The organism is Sphingobacterium sp. BN32 (genome assembly GCF_030503615.1).
GTDB lineage: Bacteria > Bacteroidota > Bacteroidia > Sphingobacteriales > Sphingobacteriaceae > Sphingobacterium.
The window spans coordinates 2,938,496-2,953,029 of the sequence record NZ_CP129963.1; the positions used below are offsets into that span (position 1 = coordinate 2,938,496).

16 protein-coding genes are annotated in these 14,534 nt (G+C 37.1%); 10 read left to right on the forward strand and 6 right to left on the reverse strand.

Going from position 1 to position 14,534, the window contains the following annotated elements; translation table 11 throughout:
• The first annotated feature begins 8 nt into the window (after positions 1 to 8).
• The 7 genes from QYC40_RS12370 to QYC40_RS12400 all read left to right on the forward strand — a co-directional run bounded on the left by QYC40_RS12370 (position 9) and on the right by QYC40_RS12400 (position 4,442).
• A complete protein-coding gene (locus tag QYC40_RS12370) occupies positions 9 to 437 on the forward strand; it encodes a hypothetical protein (protein ID WP_094280382.1) in 429 nt (142 codons plus the stop codon).
• A 17-nt stretch (positions 438 to 454) separates the two neighbouring features.
• Positions 455 to 739, forward strand: a complete 285-nt coding sequence (locus QYC40_RS12375; protein ID WP_002993171.1) for a hypothetical protein — start codon at positions 455 to 457, stop codon at positions 737 to 739.
• On the forward strand, positions 726 to 2,072 hold the full coding sequence (traM, locus tag QYC40_RS12380) for a conjugative transposon protein TraM (RefSeq protein ID WP_002993170.1): 1,347 nt from the start codon (positions 726 to 728) through the stop codon (positions 2,070 to 2,072). The genes QYC40_RS12375 and traM overlap by 14 nt, the downstream gene beginning before the upstream one ends.
• A 24-nt stretch (positions 2,073 to 2,096) precedes the next feature.
• Entirely contained in the window at positions 2,097 to 2,990 is an 894-nt protein-coding gene (gene traN, locus QYC40_RS12385) for a conjugative transposon protein TraN (protein WP_002993169.1), read from the forward strand.
• A gap of 27 nt (positions 2,991 to 3,017) precedes the next feature.
• Positions 3,018 to 3,578 carry a conjugal transfer protein TraO gene (locus QYC40_RS12390; protein WP_002993168.1) on the forward strand — a complete coding sequence of 187 codons (561 nt, stop codon included), beginning with the start codon at positions 3,018 to 3,020 and terminating at the stop codon, positions 3,576 to 3,578.
• A gap of 11 nt (positions 3,579 to 3,589) precedes the next feature.
• On the forward strand, positions 3,590 to 4,039 hold the full coding sequence (locus QYC40_RS12395; RefSeq protein WP_002993167.1) for a DUF3872 domain-containing protein: 450 nt from the start codon (positions 3,590 to 3,592) through the stop codon (positions 4,037 to 4,039).
• Positions 4,040 to 4,160: 121 nt separating this feature from the next.
• Positions 4,161 to 4,442, forward strand: a complete 282-nt coding sequence (locus QYC40_RS12400) for a molybdenum ABC transporter permease (RefSeq protein WP_099372366.1) — start codon at positions 4,161 to 4,163, stop codon at positions 4,440 to 4,442.
• A 59-nt stretch (positions 4,443 to 4,501) separates the two neighbouring features.
• Here QYC40_RS12400 and QYC40_RS12405 read toward each other — a convergent pair whose 3' ends face one another.
• Positions 4,502 to 7,153, reverse strand: coding sequence for a hypothetical protein (locus QYC40_RS12405; RefSeq protein ID WP_002993164.1), 2,652 nt, complete (start codon positions 7,151 to 7,153; stop codon positions 4,502 to 4,504).
• Positions 7,153 to 8,754, reverse strand: coding sequence for a hypothetical protein (locus QYC40_RS12410; RefSeq protein WP_301990498.1), 1,602 nt, complete (start codon positions 8,752 to 8,754; stop codon positions 7,153 to 7,155). Before QYC40_RS12410 ends, QYC40_RS12405 begins: the two co-directional genes overlap by 1 nt.
• 175 nt (positions 8,755 to 8,929) lie before the next feature.
• Here QYC40_RS12410 and QYC40_RS12415 point away from each other — a divergent pair, with 175 nt between their 5' ends.
• The 3 genes from QYC40_RS12415 to QYC40_RS12425 all read left to right on the forward strand — a co-directional run bounded on the left by QYC40_RS12415 (position 8,930) and on the right by QYC40_RS12425 (position 10,178).
• Complete coding sequence (locus tag QYC40_RS12415; protein ID WP_037459849.1) at positions 8,930 to 9,241, forward strand: helix-turn-helix domain-containing protein; 312 nt, start codon at positions 8,930 to 8,932, stop codon at positions 9,239 to 9,241.
• Positions 9,222 to 9,521: a helix-turn-helix domain-containing protein gene (locus QYC40_RS12420; RefSeq protein WP_301990499.1), complete on the forward strand. Its 300-nt coding sequence runs from the start codon at positions 9,222 to 9,224 to the stop codon at positions 9,519 to 9,521. Before QYC40_RS12415 ends, QYC40_RS12420 begins: the two co-directional genes overlap by 20 nt.
• A gap of 273 nt (positions 9,522 to 9,794) precedes the next feature.
• On the forward strand, positions 9,795 to 10,178 hold the full coding sequence (locus QYC40_RS12425) for a response regulator transcription factor (protein WP_002993158.1): 384 nt from the start codon (positions 9,795 to 9,797) through the stop codon (positions 10,176 to 10,178).
• A 2-nt stretch (positions 10,179 to 10,180) separates the two neighbouring features.
• On the opposite strand, the gene QYC40_RS12430 is transcribed toward QYC40_RS12425, so the two are convergent.
• From QYC40_RS12430 to QYC40_RS12445, 4 genes are read right to left on the reverse strand one after another with little or no spacing between them, the layout of a single operon-like run.
• Positions 10,181 to 11,032: a hypothetical protein gene (locus QYC40_RS12430; RefSeq protein ID WP_002993157.1), complete on the reverse strand. Its 852-nt coding sequence runs from the start codon at positions 11,030 to 11,032 to the stop codon at positions 10,181 to 10,183.
• 5 nt (positions 11,033 to 11,037) lie between these two features.
• Entirely contained in the window at positions 11,038 to 12,486 is a 1,449-nt protein-coding gene (locus tag QYC40_RS12435) for a hypothetical protein (RefSeq protein WP_301990500.1), read from the reverse strand.
• The gene (locus QYC40_RS12440) at positions 12,483 to 13,985 is read right to left on the reverse strand and encodes an SMEK domain-containing protein (RefSeq protein ID WP_301990501.1); all 1,503 of its coding nucleotides are present in this window, start codon (positions 13,983 to 13,985) and stop codon (positions 12,483 to 12,485) included. The genes QYC40_RS12435 and QYC40_RS12440 overlap by 4 nt, the downstream gene beginning before the upstream one ends.
• A gap of 23 nt (positions 13,986 to 14,008) precedes the next feature.
• Positions 14,009 to 14,317, reverse strand: coding sequence for a helix-turn-helix domain-containing protein (locus QYC40_RS12445; RefSeq protein ID WP_002993154.1), 309 nt, complete (start codon positions 14,315 to 14,317; stop codon positions 14,009 to 14,011).
• Positions 14,318 to 14,534: the final 217 nt, after the last annotated feature.

The following is a 14,534-nucleotide window of genomic DNA, read 5'->3' on the forward strand; positions in this document are numbered from 1 at the left end:
ACAATCTTATGGAAGCATTATCAGATTTAAAAACGTTCGCAAAAATCCTTACAGACAAAGGATATAACGGCTATTTCCATACGCAGGGTGCGTATGCCAGAAAGCTGAAAGACAGTATCAGCGAATTCCTCAAAAGCTGCCAAAAAGGTGCAGACAATTTACCTAAACAGGATTTATTTCTGACAGGCTACCTACAATGGTCGGGTGATGACAAGCCCCGTGTAGAATGCAGTATGTGGGTAAAATACCTGAATGGCAAATTTTCGCTTAGCCGTATGGAAATAGCCAAGAAAGACGGCTTCGGGCAGTTGCTTAAAAAATCAGAACTGGCAAACCTGTCCGTCATATCTGCACCCAAATTAACGGAAGCGGTCGCACTGGTCAACGATGAGCCAAAGCAACAGGCGGGTAAAAGTCCTAAGCGTTTCAAGCTGTAACAACAAATAGTAAGGCTATGAAAAAATTAAGAGCAAATATGGACAGGTACTTTGACCGGCTCGATGAACGTTGGCGGGCGTTGCCTTTGCGCAAACAGCGCCAATATACGCTGTACTTCTTTGTGGTTTACCTACTGCTCACCGTAGTGGTCATTGGCAAAGTGATGTACGACACCTCAAAGTCAGGTAACAATATGGTCATTAAACATATTGAGAACCCTGTCCTTAAAAATGGAAATCCTGCAAGGTTGCCGGATAGTGTATCAACAATTTTAAAAAATCAGATTTATGAAAGAAAATGAGAACAAAAAATCGGTTGTTCGGGTAACGGAGGGGAACCCGAATGAAACTGCTGATGTGTTGCAAGACGGCGCACAGAACAAAGCCGACAAACTCAAAAAGCCACTTATATTCCTTTTAATGGGAGTGGTATTTCTCGGCTGTATGTACCTGATATTTAAACCGTCGAAAGACAAAAAGGCGGTGGAGAACATCGGATTAAACGATGCCGTACCACAGGCTACCGGGGCAGGAATGCCTGCCGATAAAGGCAAGGCGTATGAACAGGAAATGCTCGAACGCAAAGAGCAGGAAAAGCGCAATGCACTGACCACGCTTTCTGATTATTGGAATACTGAAGACAGTGCATCTGCTGACAATGAAGAAGGTTTACCTGAACAAGATGAAGAAAGCAACGGCTTTGGCGGTGGCGGCAGAAATTCGGGAAGAAACGGTAATCATGGATTGAACAGCTACAGAAATATGCAAAGCACATTGGGTTCATTCTATCAGGATAATAATTCTGAAACAATGGAACTCCGCAGGCAACTGGACGAAATGAAAGAAAAGCTGGCCGAGAAAGATGTGCCACCTGTGGCCACCGTTGACGACCAACTCAAATTAATGGAGAAATCCTATGAAATGGCTGCAAAGTATCTTCCGCAAAATGCTAACACCGGAAATGCTGCTCCTGCCAACGGTGCAACTACTGGGGCTGCAGGTGCTAACCAAAAAGAGCAATTTGTATCGTTCACACCAACAAGAAAGAACATTGTATCAGCCTTGTACCGTGAACCGTCGGACAGTGCCTTTGCAGCCGATTGGAGCCAAACAAAAAGCCGCGGGTTCTATACCGCAGGTTCTACTGAAGAGGTAGTACAGCCTAAAAACAGCATCAAAGCCTGTGTAAACGAAGCCCAGACAGTAGTTGGCGAAACGGGTGTGCGCTTACGACTATTAGAGCCTGCTAAAACCCCGCAACGTACCATTCCCAAAGGAACAATTGTAACGGCTAATGCAAAATTTCAGAATGGCAGGCTACAATTAAAAGTTACCTCCGTAGAACTGGAGGGCAACATCATTCCGGTAGATATAATCATTTACGATTTGGACGGGCAGCAAGGCTTGTACGTTCCGTATTCGCCGGAAATGAATGCACTTACCGAAATGGCGGCCAATATGAGCCAGACAGGGGGAACAAGCGTAATGCTCACGCAGAATGCCGGACAGCAGGTAGCGGCTGATTTAAGCCGTGGCGTGGTACAGGGTATCTCAGGCTATTTCGCCAAGAAAGTAAGAACGCCAAAGGTTACACTGAAAGCGGGCTATCAGGTCTTTCTTGTATCTAAAAAATAATGTTGAACTCAAATAAATAAAACAATGAAAAATCATTTAAAAACCTTTTGGGCTTTTGCCCTGATACTCGGCTTTGCCGTAAACTCTTACGCACAGGACACCATCAGAACGCCGCTTGCCCTGGGCAAGATAGAACCGTACCGTATGGAAGTAACTTACGATAAAACTTCGCACTTGATTTTCCCGACCGCCATTCGTTATGTGGACTTGGGCAGCGAATACCTGATAGCAGGAAAAGCCGAAGATGCAGAAAACGTGTTGCGTGTGAAAGCATCTGTAAGGGACTTTGAGCCTGAAACCAATTTTTCCGTTATCACGAATGACGGTCGTTTTTACAACTTCAACGTGTATTACAGTTCCTACCCGGCGGCAATGAGCTATGACCTGCTCACGATGCAGAAAGCGGTAGATAAAGCCAATGGTAACGATGTGCTTTTTGAAGAATTGGGCAACAATTCGCCCTCGCTGGCAGGCTTGCTACTGGAAACCATTTACAAGAAAGACAAACGCATTGTAAAGCATATTGGAGCTAAGAGCTTCGGCATTCAGTTTATGCTCAAAGGCATTTACATCCACAACGGCAAATACTATTTGCATACGGAATTGAGAAACCGTACCAATGTGCCATTTCAGATTGATTTTGTGAATTTCAAGGTAGTGGATAAAAAGGTAGCCAAACGTACCGTAGTACAGGAACGTCCGATGATACCGCTACGCACTTACAAACCATTGGACGAGATCGGTGGAAAAACCATCGAGCAAAACGTGTTCATGTTAGACCAATTTACCATTGCTGATGACAAGGTATTACTGATTGAGATTTTCGAGAAAAACGGTGGCAGGCATCAAACACTTCAGATAGAAAACTCTGATTTAATCAAGGCTCGTTTGATTAACGATATGCACCTGAAATTTTAATAACCCTTTAAATAAGATAGCAATAAAATGAAAAAGTATATCTATACCGTGATGCTTGTTTTAATGGGCATCACAATGGCACAGGCACAACGAATGCTGCCTAAACAGAAAGGCTTGGAAATAAGCACAGGCGTATTATCCAATGATAAGATTGGCAATGATTATTACATCAGTGTAGCGATGACTGTAAATGGTAAAAACGGCAATTACCAGCTTTGGGCATTGGAATATACACACCAATACCACGACTATAAAGACCTGCGCATACCGCAGGAAAGTTATAGTGCCGAAGGCGGTTACAGTTTCTACTTGTTGGGCGATGCCCGAAAAAACATCACGCTGAATTTAGGAATAACAGGCGTAGTCGGTTATGAAAGCATTAACCGGGGCGAAGCTATGTTGTATGACGGATCGAAGATACTGAGCGAGGACAATTTTATCTACGGAGCTGGTGGACGGCTCACATTTGAAACGTACCTGTCCGACCGATTTGTATTAGTCCTGCAAGGGCGTACAAAAGTCCTTTGGGGTAAAGACTTAGAACAGTTCCGACCGTCGGTAGGTATGGGATTAAGGTTTAACTTTTAAAACAGAAAACAATGATAGCAATATTCAATAATTTCAGAATAGGATTACTGCCGATATATGTATTCCTGGCAATCCTCACAGCTTCGGTTACGTTGGTATCTTGTAGCAAAGATGATGAACTCGAAATACAAAAGGACTTTCCTTTTGAGGTCAAAGTGATGCCAGTGCCTAAATATGTTGCCAACGGCCAGACGGTAGAGATCCGCATTACAATACAGCGAACTGGAAATTATAGCAGCACGCAATATTTCCTTCGCTACTTCCAGTTTGACGGAAAGGGCACACTTAGGTATTACGATGAGCCGCCGTACCTACCTAATGATCTGTATGAGTTACCAACCGAGCAGTTCCGTTTGTACTATACTTCGGCATCTGCAGTATCTCAATCCTTTGAGGTTTGGATTTCGGATAACTTCGGGAACGAAAAGCAGATAACTTTTCAGTTTAACAGTAGTGATTAATACAGCATGTCAATTCATAAAAAACGGCTTATTGGATTGGTAAGCCGTTTTTGTATTGAATACACATCGTTCAGGGGCTAAACAAATATTTTTTTGTAAATTCAAATAGTGGAAATAAACTATGGTTGCATCACTCGTTATAGGTATCATATTTTTGGTTGCAGGCTTGGTACTTCGTTACTGGATTAACCGTAGAAAGTTTTACAGGCGCAGCTCTATGGGAACTGAGGGGTTCTCATCTTATGAAAGTTCGATTTTCATTAAATTGATTGAAAAGGTTGGCAAATGGATAGCTTATGCGTTGATTATATTTGGGCTGTTGTCGTTATGGGTTTATTCCCTTGAAAAAAAGGAAAAACAGCAGCCTGACGTAACAACCGAACAACCTGCCCAACGCAGATAATTATTACAGAATTTTAAAAGCAAATCGGATAGCCCAAAAGGTTATCCGATTTTTTATGACTACAAATCCGTACAAATAAAAGAAGAGAGCCTTAACGGCAAATATATTTCATCTGGGCTATGTTTTATATAATCTTCTTTAACATCATCCCACATAAAGCCTGGTCTAACTAGCGTAAAGTCATTTATTTTATTTACTGATTGAACATAGCTGTAACCCCACGGAGATTTGTAAATAATTTGACCTTGAACTGCCAGTGTATCGAAGTTTTTTTCTGCAAGTTGCTTCATAACTTTTTTAAATGCTGGACAAACTTTGTAATAAAACACCATCAGATTCTGTTCAAGTCCTTTGGTTCGCTGTTTTAGGTCAGAAATTCTAAGATTGATTTTAATTTGCAAATCATCAAAATTATTTTCAAAATCATCAATATTTTTCCACCCTAAATAATGAAGCGTGTTTAGAAGCATTGAAAAAAAGTAATGCATCTCGCCATCTTTCCAATAATTGTTTATCAGGCAAACAATCGTGTTTACAAGTGCATCGGCTTTTAATTCCTCAACTTTCTTTTTTGTATAATCAAATTCGTATTCTTTAAAGCCTGTTCTTGCCAACATTAAAAAGTCGCCTATTAAGTTTAAACAACAACCTTTCACATTATTGTTGTCATAATTGTTGCTAAACGGAAGATAGCTAAAGAAATGTTGCTTTTCTTGCTCGTCGTATTTTTCTGTTTTGCCTCCATATTCAAGTATCAGCTCAAGCGTTATCAAATATTTGGTTAAGTCTGTTAATGTGGGTTTATAGTTTTGGGGTCTATTGTTACCATAAAGAAGTTCTTGCTGATTATAATACAGATTATCAAAATAGCTTGTCAATTTTCTTTTTTCAGACTTTAGCAACGCAAAAGAAAGATTACGAACTATTTTTACTTCGTTTTTCTCATTGCCATCAATGTTACCTAAATTTTCTTCCTGTTCATCAATGCTAATATCAATCTGTCTGTTTATGGACAGAGATTTTGAGTGAATGAATTTTAAAACATCTAAAACCCGAAGCGAAAGAGAAGAAAGCAAAAGACTTTTCTCATACGCAGAATGCTCAATTGGTTTGTAAGAAGAAAGGTCATACAGCTTTTCGGGCTCGTTGTTTCCGTCTCTTTTTGCATCTGTAGTTTTACGGCTATTCAGAATACTTGCACTTTCTTCGTTTTCCGTTTCATCAATTATCGCATAATGCAACAAGTCGAGAACTTTGCTTAGTTCTCCATTTTGGATTTCGCTGTAAATCCTTTCTATGTCTTCAGTTTTAGGATTTGGATGGGTTTTGGCAAGATGAAAATAATCAGACACCAAAAGTTTGTTTGATACAAATTCATCCTCCATATTAGCCAATTGAACGTACTGAAAACTACCTAATTCTGCATTGAGTTTTACTTTTAGTTCTTGCTCAAACTTCGAGAATGTTTGGGAATGAAAATATCGGTTCTCTTTATCAAAAAGCATAAATTTAAACGGTTCTGAGAAATTGCCATTTAAGTGAATTGTAAGCTCATCATAAATCAATTCTGCGCTAAGAAGTTGAACCTGAAATTTATTATTCTTGATTATCGTTTCATAAATGGATTTATGAGCTGTAGAAGTAAAATCTGAAAGTTGTTTTTTGTTGCCAACTTTCAATTTTATGCCTAATTTATTAAGCAAGCCACCTTTTTCAGATCGTATAAGAAGTGAAACTTCTGCATTTGCATTTTTTCCTGCTAATGCCAAGCCCTCCGGTGTTATATTGGCACTTCCGAAAAGGCAAAATTCTTTACCATCTTTTGTTTTAATATGGATAATCTTTCCGTGAAGTTTAGAGTTTGAATTATCAGATTTCGAATATTGAACTCTACTGATACCAGCATTGCACCAGTCGTAAAATGAAAATGTTTTACTTAAATCCATTGCCGATGGAATAAAACCACTTTCTTCTAAAACCACATTAATATCTGCTTTTGGGAAAAGATTTTTAAGCTCTTGCAGTACCTTTCCTTTGCTATCATAAAATGGAGAAATGGTAGTAATTTCAACAATTTTTTCGTTGCTAATATGTTTTAATAGCTCATTCCAAATCGAAGAGGTTTCGGAATTGAATAAAAAAGCAACTTTCTCTTTTTGTGAAGTATTTAAAAATTCAAACGGTTTTACTGCTGGTAATTCATTAAGCCATTTTGAATGTTCAATTATCCACCTTGTGGTCTTTTCATTCATCTGACCTTTAACTGTTGATGAAAGCATCGATAAATAATTCCAAGCAGATGAAAATATTGGGGCGTTCTCGGTCGAACGAATATCAAAATGATATGCTCCCCAAATTTCATCGTTGTTTCCATTTCCCGAATTGGTAAGATTTCCTGAACCAACAATTAATAAACCCTCCTTATCGCCAAATAGCATCCAGATTTTTGGATGAAATACTGAATTTTGAAAAACAGGATAAAGTGAATAACCGGCAGTAAGTTGCATTTCTTCGCCAGTGGCTTGTCGCATCAACTCTGAATAATAGTAGCCGTCAATAAAAACATTAATGTTTCTCACACCACACGAACGCAACCATTTCATTGCTTTCATTTCAAAAAAGTAAAAGTCAAAGCTGAAAGTGGTAAGAATACAAGAATGGTATCTTCTGCTTCCAATTAAAGTCAAAATGTTTTCTCTTTCTAATGCCATTAGTCAACCAAAAGTTTTGTGTGAAGCGGAGACAAAACCTTTTCCTCGTCGATTACCTGCAAATCAAACATTATGTTTTGCAAAGCATTCATTCTCGGCGATGTATTTCTTGGTGGAAATATGTCGATGAAACGGATGTATTGTTCTTCTATAAAAAATTTATGCGTGGATTGTGAGCCATTACCCATTTTTCTAAGGGCAACCATTGTGTGTCTGTAAATTATTTTGCGTAAAATAAATTGTTCAACAAAATCTTTAAGAATTTCTTTCTCTGCTTTATGAACTGTAAGGATGCCATCAACCATATTTCCATCTCTTTCTGTTCTCTTTCTACTCATAAATTCTTTCAAAGGATGCAATTGTTCTCTATTATTTTTGAACAGCTGAAGTAAAAGCATGAAACCGTATTTACCAGCAAGAATTGGGTCGTTGGTTTGGTTGATTGCTCTTTTCGTTTCCTCTTCGTCGTTCGTATCTGGAATGAGTGATAAAATTTCTGAAACTAAAGATGTGGGCTGTATTGATTGGTTAAAATCTTTGCAAATTTCTTTTGAGATGCTATCCGAAAACTTCTCAACAAAAGACGGCAAATATTGGTCTTGTTGAAAATCGTAAAGATGTTGCAGCAATGCCCAAAATATTGTTCCGCAACTGTATTGCCAATATTCATTTAGTTGATAGCAATACCAACCGATGTTTGTTTCTGTTTCGGGTTGAGTGCTTGAACCTAATTTTTTATGATAGCTTTCGAGCAAAAATTTATACCAATTATAGTCATTATCGTTTTGAACCGCTGTTTTTATTAGCGATAAAATGGTTTCTCTTCTATGAAAAGTCACCAATTCTTCAACTTCTTGGCTTGGCTCATCTTTGTCAAGGAGCATTTCCATATACAATTGCCATTCACTGCTTTCAGTTTCTATAGTCTCAATCGCAAAATATTTGATTAGTTCTGGTATATCCGATTGGTAAAGCTTTCCTTTTTTTATGTTGCTGTAAAATAAATCTTTTATTTGGGGGGATAATGATATCTCAAAAGCATTAGCTAATTGTTTTCCTGAAACTTTTTGTCTGGGATGTGGTTGGCTTATATTGTAAACAACGTCTCCAAAATCATTTACCGCAGTAATAATTAATGAAAGAGCTTGCATCGCCCCATAATAATATTGCCCAAAAGCACCGGACGGATATTTCCAATACACATTTTTGTCTGTACCGTCTTTATCAGCCCCCTCAGCTAAATCAAAATAATCATTTTCAATCGTGTTGAGTAGGTTTGATGCGAAATTACTTCCTGTAATTTGCTGAACTGCTTTCCGCTGACTTTGCATTATGATAGCAATCATTAACTCAGCCCTGCGAATAAAGCGGTATTGCTCTTTTGAATTTCCCTTTTTCTCTGTTTTAAAGTAAAAATCTAATAACCAGCAATAAAAGCCATAGTACCGCAGTCGATTAGTCAAGTTAGAAATTCCGGGCAACATCGTTGCATAAGTTGCCTCTGAAGTTGTCTGAAGCCCTAATGGGTCAAGTCCTGTAATTAAATTTATTGATGCTCCCCAAAACGGATAGTTTGATTTGCCTTTTTGTAATAATGCCATTTAAAAATTCTTATTGAATTTGTTATTAACCTATAATTTTCAAATTTACAAAATAAACTATGCTGAAATTTATCGCGGAGCCAAACACTACCTTTCAGAGCCAAAGCCTGCAACATTTTCTAACGCTATCATAAGCATTTATAAATTCGACTTCCATAGTAAAATTGAGCAAACAATGGAAGTAATTGCAATACAAAAGTCGGCACTAGACGGAATGAAAAATGAGCTAAAAGCACTTTTGGAATTGACCGAAAATGCCACACAGAAATATACGCCCATTTTTAAAGCGGAACAATGGCTCGATAACCAGGAAGTATGTCTGATGATGAACATTACCAAGCGGACTTTACAGACCCACAAAAGCAAAGGACTATTACCGTATTCAAAACTGAACCGTAAAAATTATTATAAACGCTCAGATGTACAGGCTTTGCTCGAAGCCGGACAGCTGGACAATACTACTGAAAATGGATTTATTCACGAATGATAGTGACGATATCATCGCCCACAGGAAAATGATTACACAGCTACGAAATCGTATTGAACAGATATTAAAAAACTACCGTCCTGTAATGAACGGTGAAATATATCTTTCGGGCGAAGATGTGTGCAAGCTGTTACATATCAGCAGACGGACTTTACAGCAATATCGTGATGACCAAATACTCCCATACATCCAGATAGGCGGCAAAATCATTTTTAAGCAAACCGACCTTTTACGGATACTTGAACAAAACTATGTCTGCAATGGACAAAAGAACAAGTAACGGATTTCAAGCAATCATATTTCTATATCGAAACGAGTTTAGTATCTTTGCTATGTAAAATATAGAAATACTTAAAGTGTTTTTGCTTTAAGTCCCACATTGAAAACTGGTAATTTTTAGACAACGGGACGATAAGGAAGAACGCTCATGCCATAGGCGTGGGCGCTCGCTTATTCGTTGTCGGGTATACCAGTACCTCAATGTGCGGTAAGTGTAGTTGCCTGCGCTTTCTTTTTGTGCAGGAACTTCATCTAACTCAAAAAAAGGTAACGTATGAAAACTGGTACTGTACAAGAAACAATCTCCCTGTCTTTTATCAATGACAAAAGCCCTGTAACCGATAACATCTGCAAAGATCTCGCTGCATCTGGAATGGAAATACTATCTCGGTCAGAAAGCATTGAAAATGGGCTAACACAGTTGTCTTCATTGAATGAACTCCCCAAAGTCTGTATTATTGACTTGGATTTTTACGACCAAAATGTGCTTAAACAGCTTCAAGAATTAAGGAAAGAGTACCCTGCAATCAAACTGGTTGCCCATAGCGATATTGATGATGAGAAAGTTGGGAAATCTCTTTTAGAGATTGGGTTTTCAAGTTATCTACTACTTGGAAGCGATGTTGATGATTTTAAGAAAGCTATCTTCAGTGCTTAAGACTATATTTCATCATCATCGTCTCCATACCAACTTGAAGTATCCACATCGTAGTCATCGACCTCAAACTTAGAGGACGGAAAATCCTCTTCAATTTGATAGCGTATCTTCGTTTCAAAAGGGAATGTTTCTGGCAAGTCTAATCCATCACCTTCACGTCTTTCTTTATTAGACCCATATTCAAGAATCACATGTAAATCTCCAAAGACGTCCACTACAATTTCATATTCATTAATTTCTGAAATATGATATTCTGACACTTCACTATATTCCAGTGAATGGTGAGGTGCAAGTCGATCAACATTCTCAAAAAAATTAGTTACAACGGATGATACCATATGCTCTTCGATATGTCCATCAAGGAATTGTTTAAGATCTTCACGATAGTTCTCAATTGTTTCTACCAAACTAATAAAAGAGTTAAGTACATCTTGGCTCATACGCTCAATTTCAGAATCGCTAATATTAAACACCTCAGGATTAATATGGGTATACTTGCTTAAAGTATTGATTGTTTCTTTTACATCCTTTATCATGTCTTTGAGTTCGTCAACCTCAAATCCCCAACGATCTAAAAAAGTGTCGTCTATTCCACCTTGGACTGCGTATTTAATTCTTTGGTTTCTTGTAGGTTTTCCGTCTGCAGTTTCGGGGCTAAACCAAACACAATTTTTCACACGTTCTTCCGGAGCAAGGTTATATAAAAAATGTCGTGACAACTCCCTTATAGAGCATGCAAAATTATTAAAGCGAAGTTTGTTTGTTCGATCATTTAAGCTAGCAATTGAAGCTTCAAATAAATCCAACTCAAATTGGTTGGATAGTAATTGTTTTATTTTTTCGGCTTTCTCCATAGTCTCTACATATAAAAGCTGTATTTAAGCTGCATACTATCTTCTTGGTTCAAATATTTTAATATTTCTCCAACATTTCTCGCACATTCAATTGTAATAGGCATCTGCCTATCAAATTGTGTATTATTCCAATTCATTTTGGTTAATGCAAGGATTTCATCGCAAATGATGTTTGGAGATTCATCATGTTGTGCTAATTTTATTTCAATGGCTCGAGGGATATATCTACCTGGATACGTTTCGTAGTACGGCACAGATCCTCTTGTATATAGCAAGTGGTGTTTATAACTCATAGCGAAATGTGTTCCCCTCATCGGCGGATAATTGCCATTCCTGTATAATCTTAAATCAGATGTTTGTATAGAAACTAAGTCAACTTGATTTATATGCAAATCACGAGCTGCTTGGGTAAACCCGTAAACTTCATCTTCACTGAAGTTAGAGGTCTTATGGATTACTAGTCTTTTCGGAAAAATTTTTACGGCTTCATAATATTCAGTTAGGGACTGCTTTAGAAGATTGAATGCTTGATCTTCACTTAGATGTGGTGTTCTATCGTTTTTTTTCAAAGTAATTTCCTCACCTCTTAAAATGACACCTTTCCCTAACTCATTAAATATTTGGGCAATACTTGTTTGTGTTGAGCTTCTATCTCTACTTTTAAAGAAGCTTATACCGGCATAACAAGTAGTTTCAGCAGTGTCTTTTCTGATCAATGCCCAAGGCGTTCCTGAAGCTTTATAGTATAATGCTGTAAAAAAATTCCAAGCAACCGTTGCAGGATCTTGCATCTCTTTGGTTGGTTTTGCAACTCTATCCCTAATGATTTGGATAGGCACATTATATTGCATTGCCTTTGCTTTAAGATTTCTCCTGAAATTCTGTTCTTTTGAAGAAACCTCATCTTCATCAAAATCACGTTCATGAACTTCAGTTTCTTCTTCATCTTCACCAGAAGCTTTTGCCTTAGCTTCGGTAATATGTTTCATTAAATTTTCAGGCAAAGCGCAAAGAATTACATCTGGTTTTTTGTTTTTAGATAAGAATTTGATTTCAGCTAAATAGAGTTCTGTAATTTCTGCAATTATCGTTTCCAGGGAGTTGCTTTTCTTGACGATTTTCTCTAAATCAGAGTTATTTAACTTTCTTAGGTATGTATCATCATAATTGATCTCGCACTTAAAGCCTATACTTTTATTGAAACCGCAAAAATTTAGAAAAAGGTTGGGATGTGGGGTTTTACTTTGTTTTCCATCAATATGGGTTTTGCATGATTCTATCCATTCTAAAACTGCATCAACACTGTCAGATTTTCCAACTACTCCAATGGTGATTTTTTCAGGTCTAACTTGATCAATATCAAATGGATTAAAATTGTAAATGCCACTTTTAGGACAAATCTGATGTCCTAAGCCAAATTGTAATGATGGTTCTTCTATATATCTTAATTTCATTGATCAGAAAAAATTGAGTTGGTTAATTCGTTATCAAGGCTTATTTCCGTTGGAGTAAACTCAGATGTTTCTTCAACGATTTTAACGGGTATCCATTTTTGTTCATCTAGGCTAGGAGATAAACTTAATGGCTCATTTTTCGAGGTCTGCAGGTATGGATATTCAGTAACAAACAGGTCCGTATAAGATAAGTAGTGCGCAAAGAATCTAAAGTAATTGTAAACAGAATTGTTATTCTCAAGTCGTTTTATTCCTGCCATATATGCTGATTCAAATCGACTTTCCCTATATCCACCCGGATTTGTAAAGCTCCATGTTGGATTTATGACCAAATACCAATCTATTTCAAAATTTAAAAAAGATGCTTTGAATGCTAAGTGTCTATAACAGATTATGTGCCCCTCCTTCTTATTTGTCATTTCGAATATTACTGTCTTGGTAGACTCTTTTTTACCCTTCCATCTAATTTGCTTTGCTTTAGGAGGTCTTGAATTGGCAAATCTGAAAATTCCTCTTGGCGGGAAGAATTCTATTCCTTTATAATAGCAAAGTTGGATCAGAGATTTTCTTAAAAGGTTTTTGAATACTTTGTTACTCGCTTCATCTTGTTCGTAGAAGTCTTTACAATCCAAAGTAGTTATTGTGCCAGCATCTATAATTTTTCTCAATGGTTCGTTGTTTTTAGATAAATCCCGAAAAGTATAAATACACTTTTCATGTAAAATCCAGTCTTCAAAATATACTTTATTTTGTTTTAAAGCCTTTTTGACCAGTGTGTTTGGCTTCAACTTTTTCACTTTCCTTTTTCCAATACTCTCCAAATAATCGTTTAGATTTTCGAGGATAGCTTCTTCATTAATAAACAATTCTGCCTTATACAAAACCTTCGGAAATGATATTTTAACCATGTTAGGCGAAATATCTTCTGGCTCGTTATTCAAGTATCCATTTTCGAACTTAAGCTGGCGCTGTTCAATCTGTATATCCGAAAACTCATGCTCGTATAATTTAGAAATCGCTTGAATTTTGGGCGTTGAGCTTATAGCATTTATTTTCTGAAGAATAACGTCCTTGTCTATAATATGGTCACTTGACTCAAACCCAAAACTATCGGGTATTACATCTTTCAGTTTTGCATCATTGTATTGCGGCTTCTTTTCTGTGAGAATATATAAGTAGAGTACATCAAACTCATTTTGTAGGTCATACTTTGAGAATGTTTCGAGCGTAGTCCTAATTTTATCAAGAGAAGATGTTGACGTAATTTGAAAAGCCACCCTATTCTTAAAGTCGGCCAGATCAATTGCTGGAAAATTTTTCTTTTTTGTAGAATTAAGATTTTCAAGTTCCAACCCGAAAACCTCATTTAATAACGGTACCAAAAAATTCTCTGCATGGATATTAATATGATAATTTCCTATTGCATTAAACCCTTCCACTTCGTGGACAAATCTCGCTGCACAAGTAGTGATCTTGTTGATGTATTCAATCCTGTTCAATTTTTGAAATATTTCGAGGTTTATTATTTAGTTTGTGACATATACTTTATCTTCTTTTCGGCAACTCTAAGAGTTTTATCCGCCAACGATTCGTCTTTTAGCTCAATTGCAATTTTCTCACTGAGGTATTGAATAAGTAATTCTTCTCGTTCTATGCCCAAAATATCTGCGAGTTTAAAAACCTGTTCCTTATTGATATTTCTTTGCCCTCTTTCAATTTTACTCAGAATTGCTGTATCCATTTCGAGCAAAGCAGCAACTTGCCTTAAGAGAAGCCCTTTCTCCTCTCGTTTAGCACGTAATATTTCTCCAACTGTTTTTTTATAATCCATTTTGTGTATTTGAAATATTCTACTTGACAAATAATGTCAAATATACGTTATTCCTTTAACTATTAATCGCATTGAGCAGGCAATATATTATTAACCAGTTATTGTGGCTCTTCAAGGTAATTATCTGATAAAATTAATAACTGTGTGGCGGTAAATAATGCGGCGTTCTTTTGCTTCTTTTCTTTGGTCGCCAATGTGGCAAGAAAAGAAGTTCCCT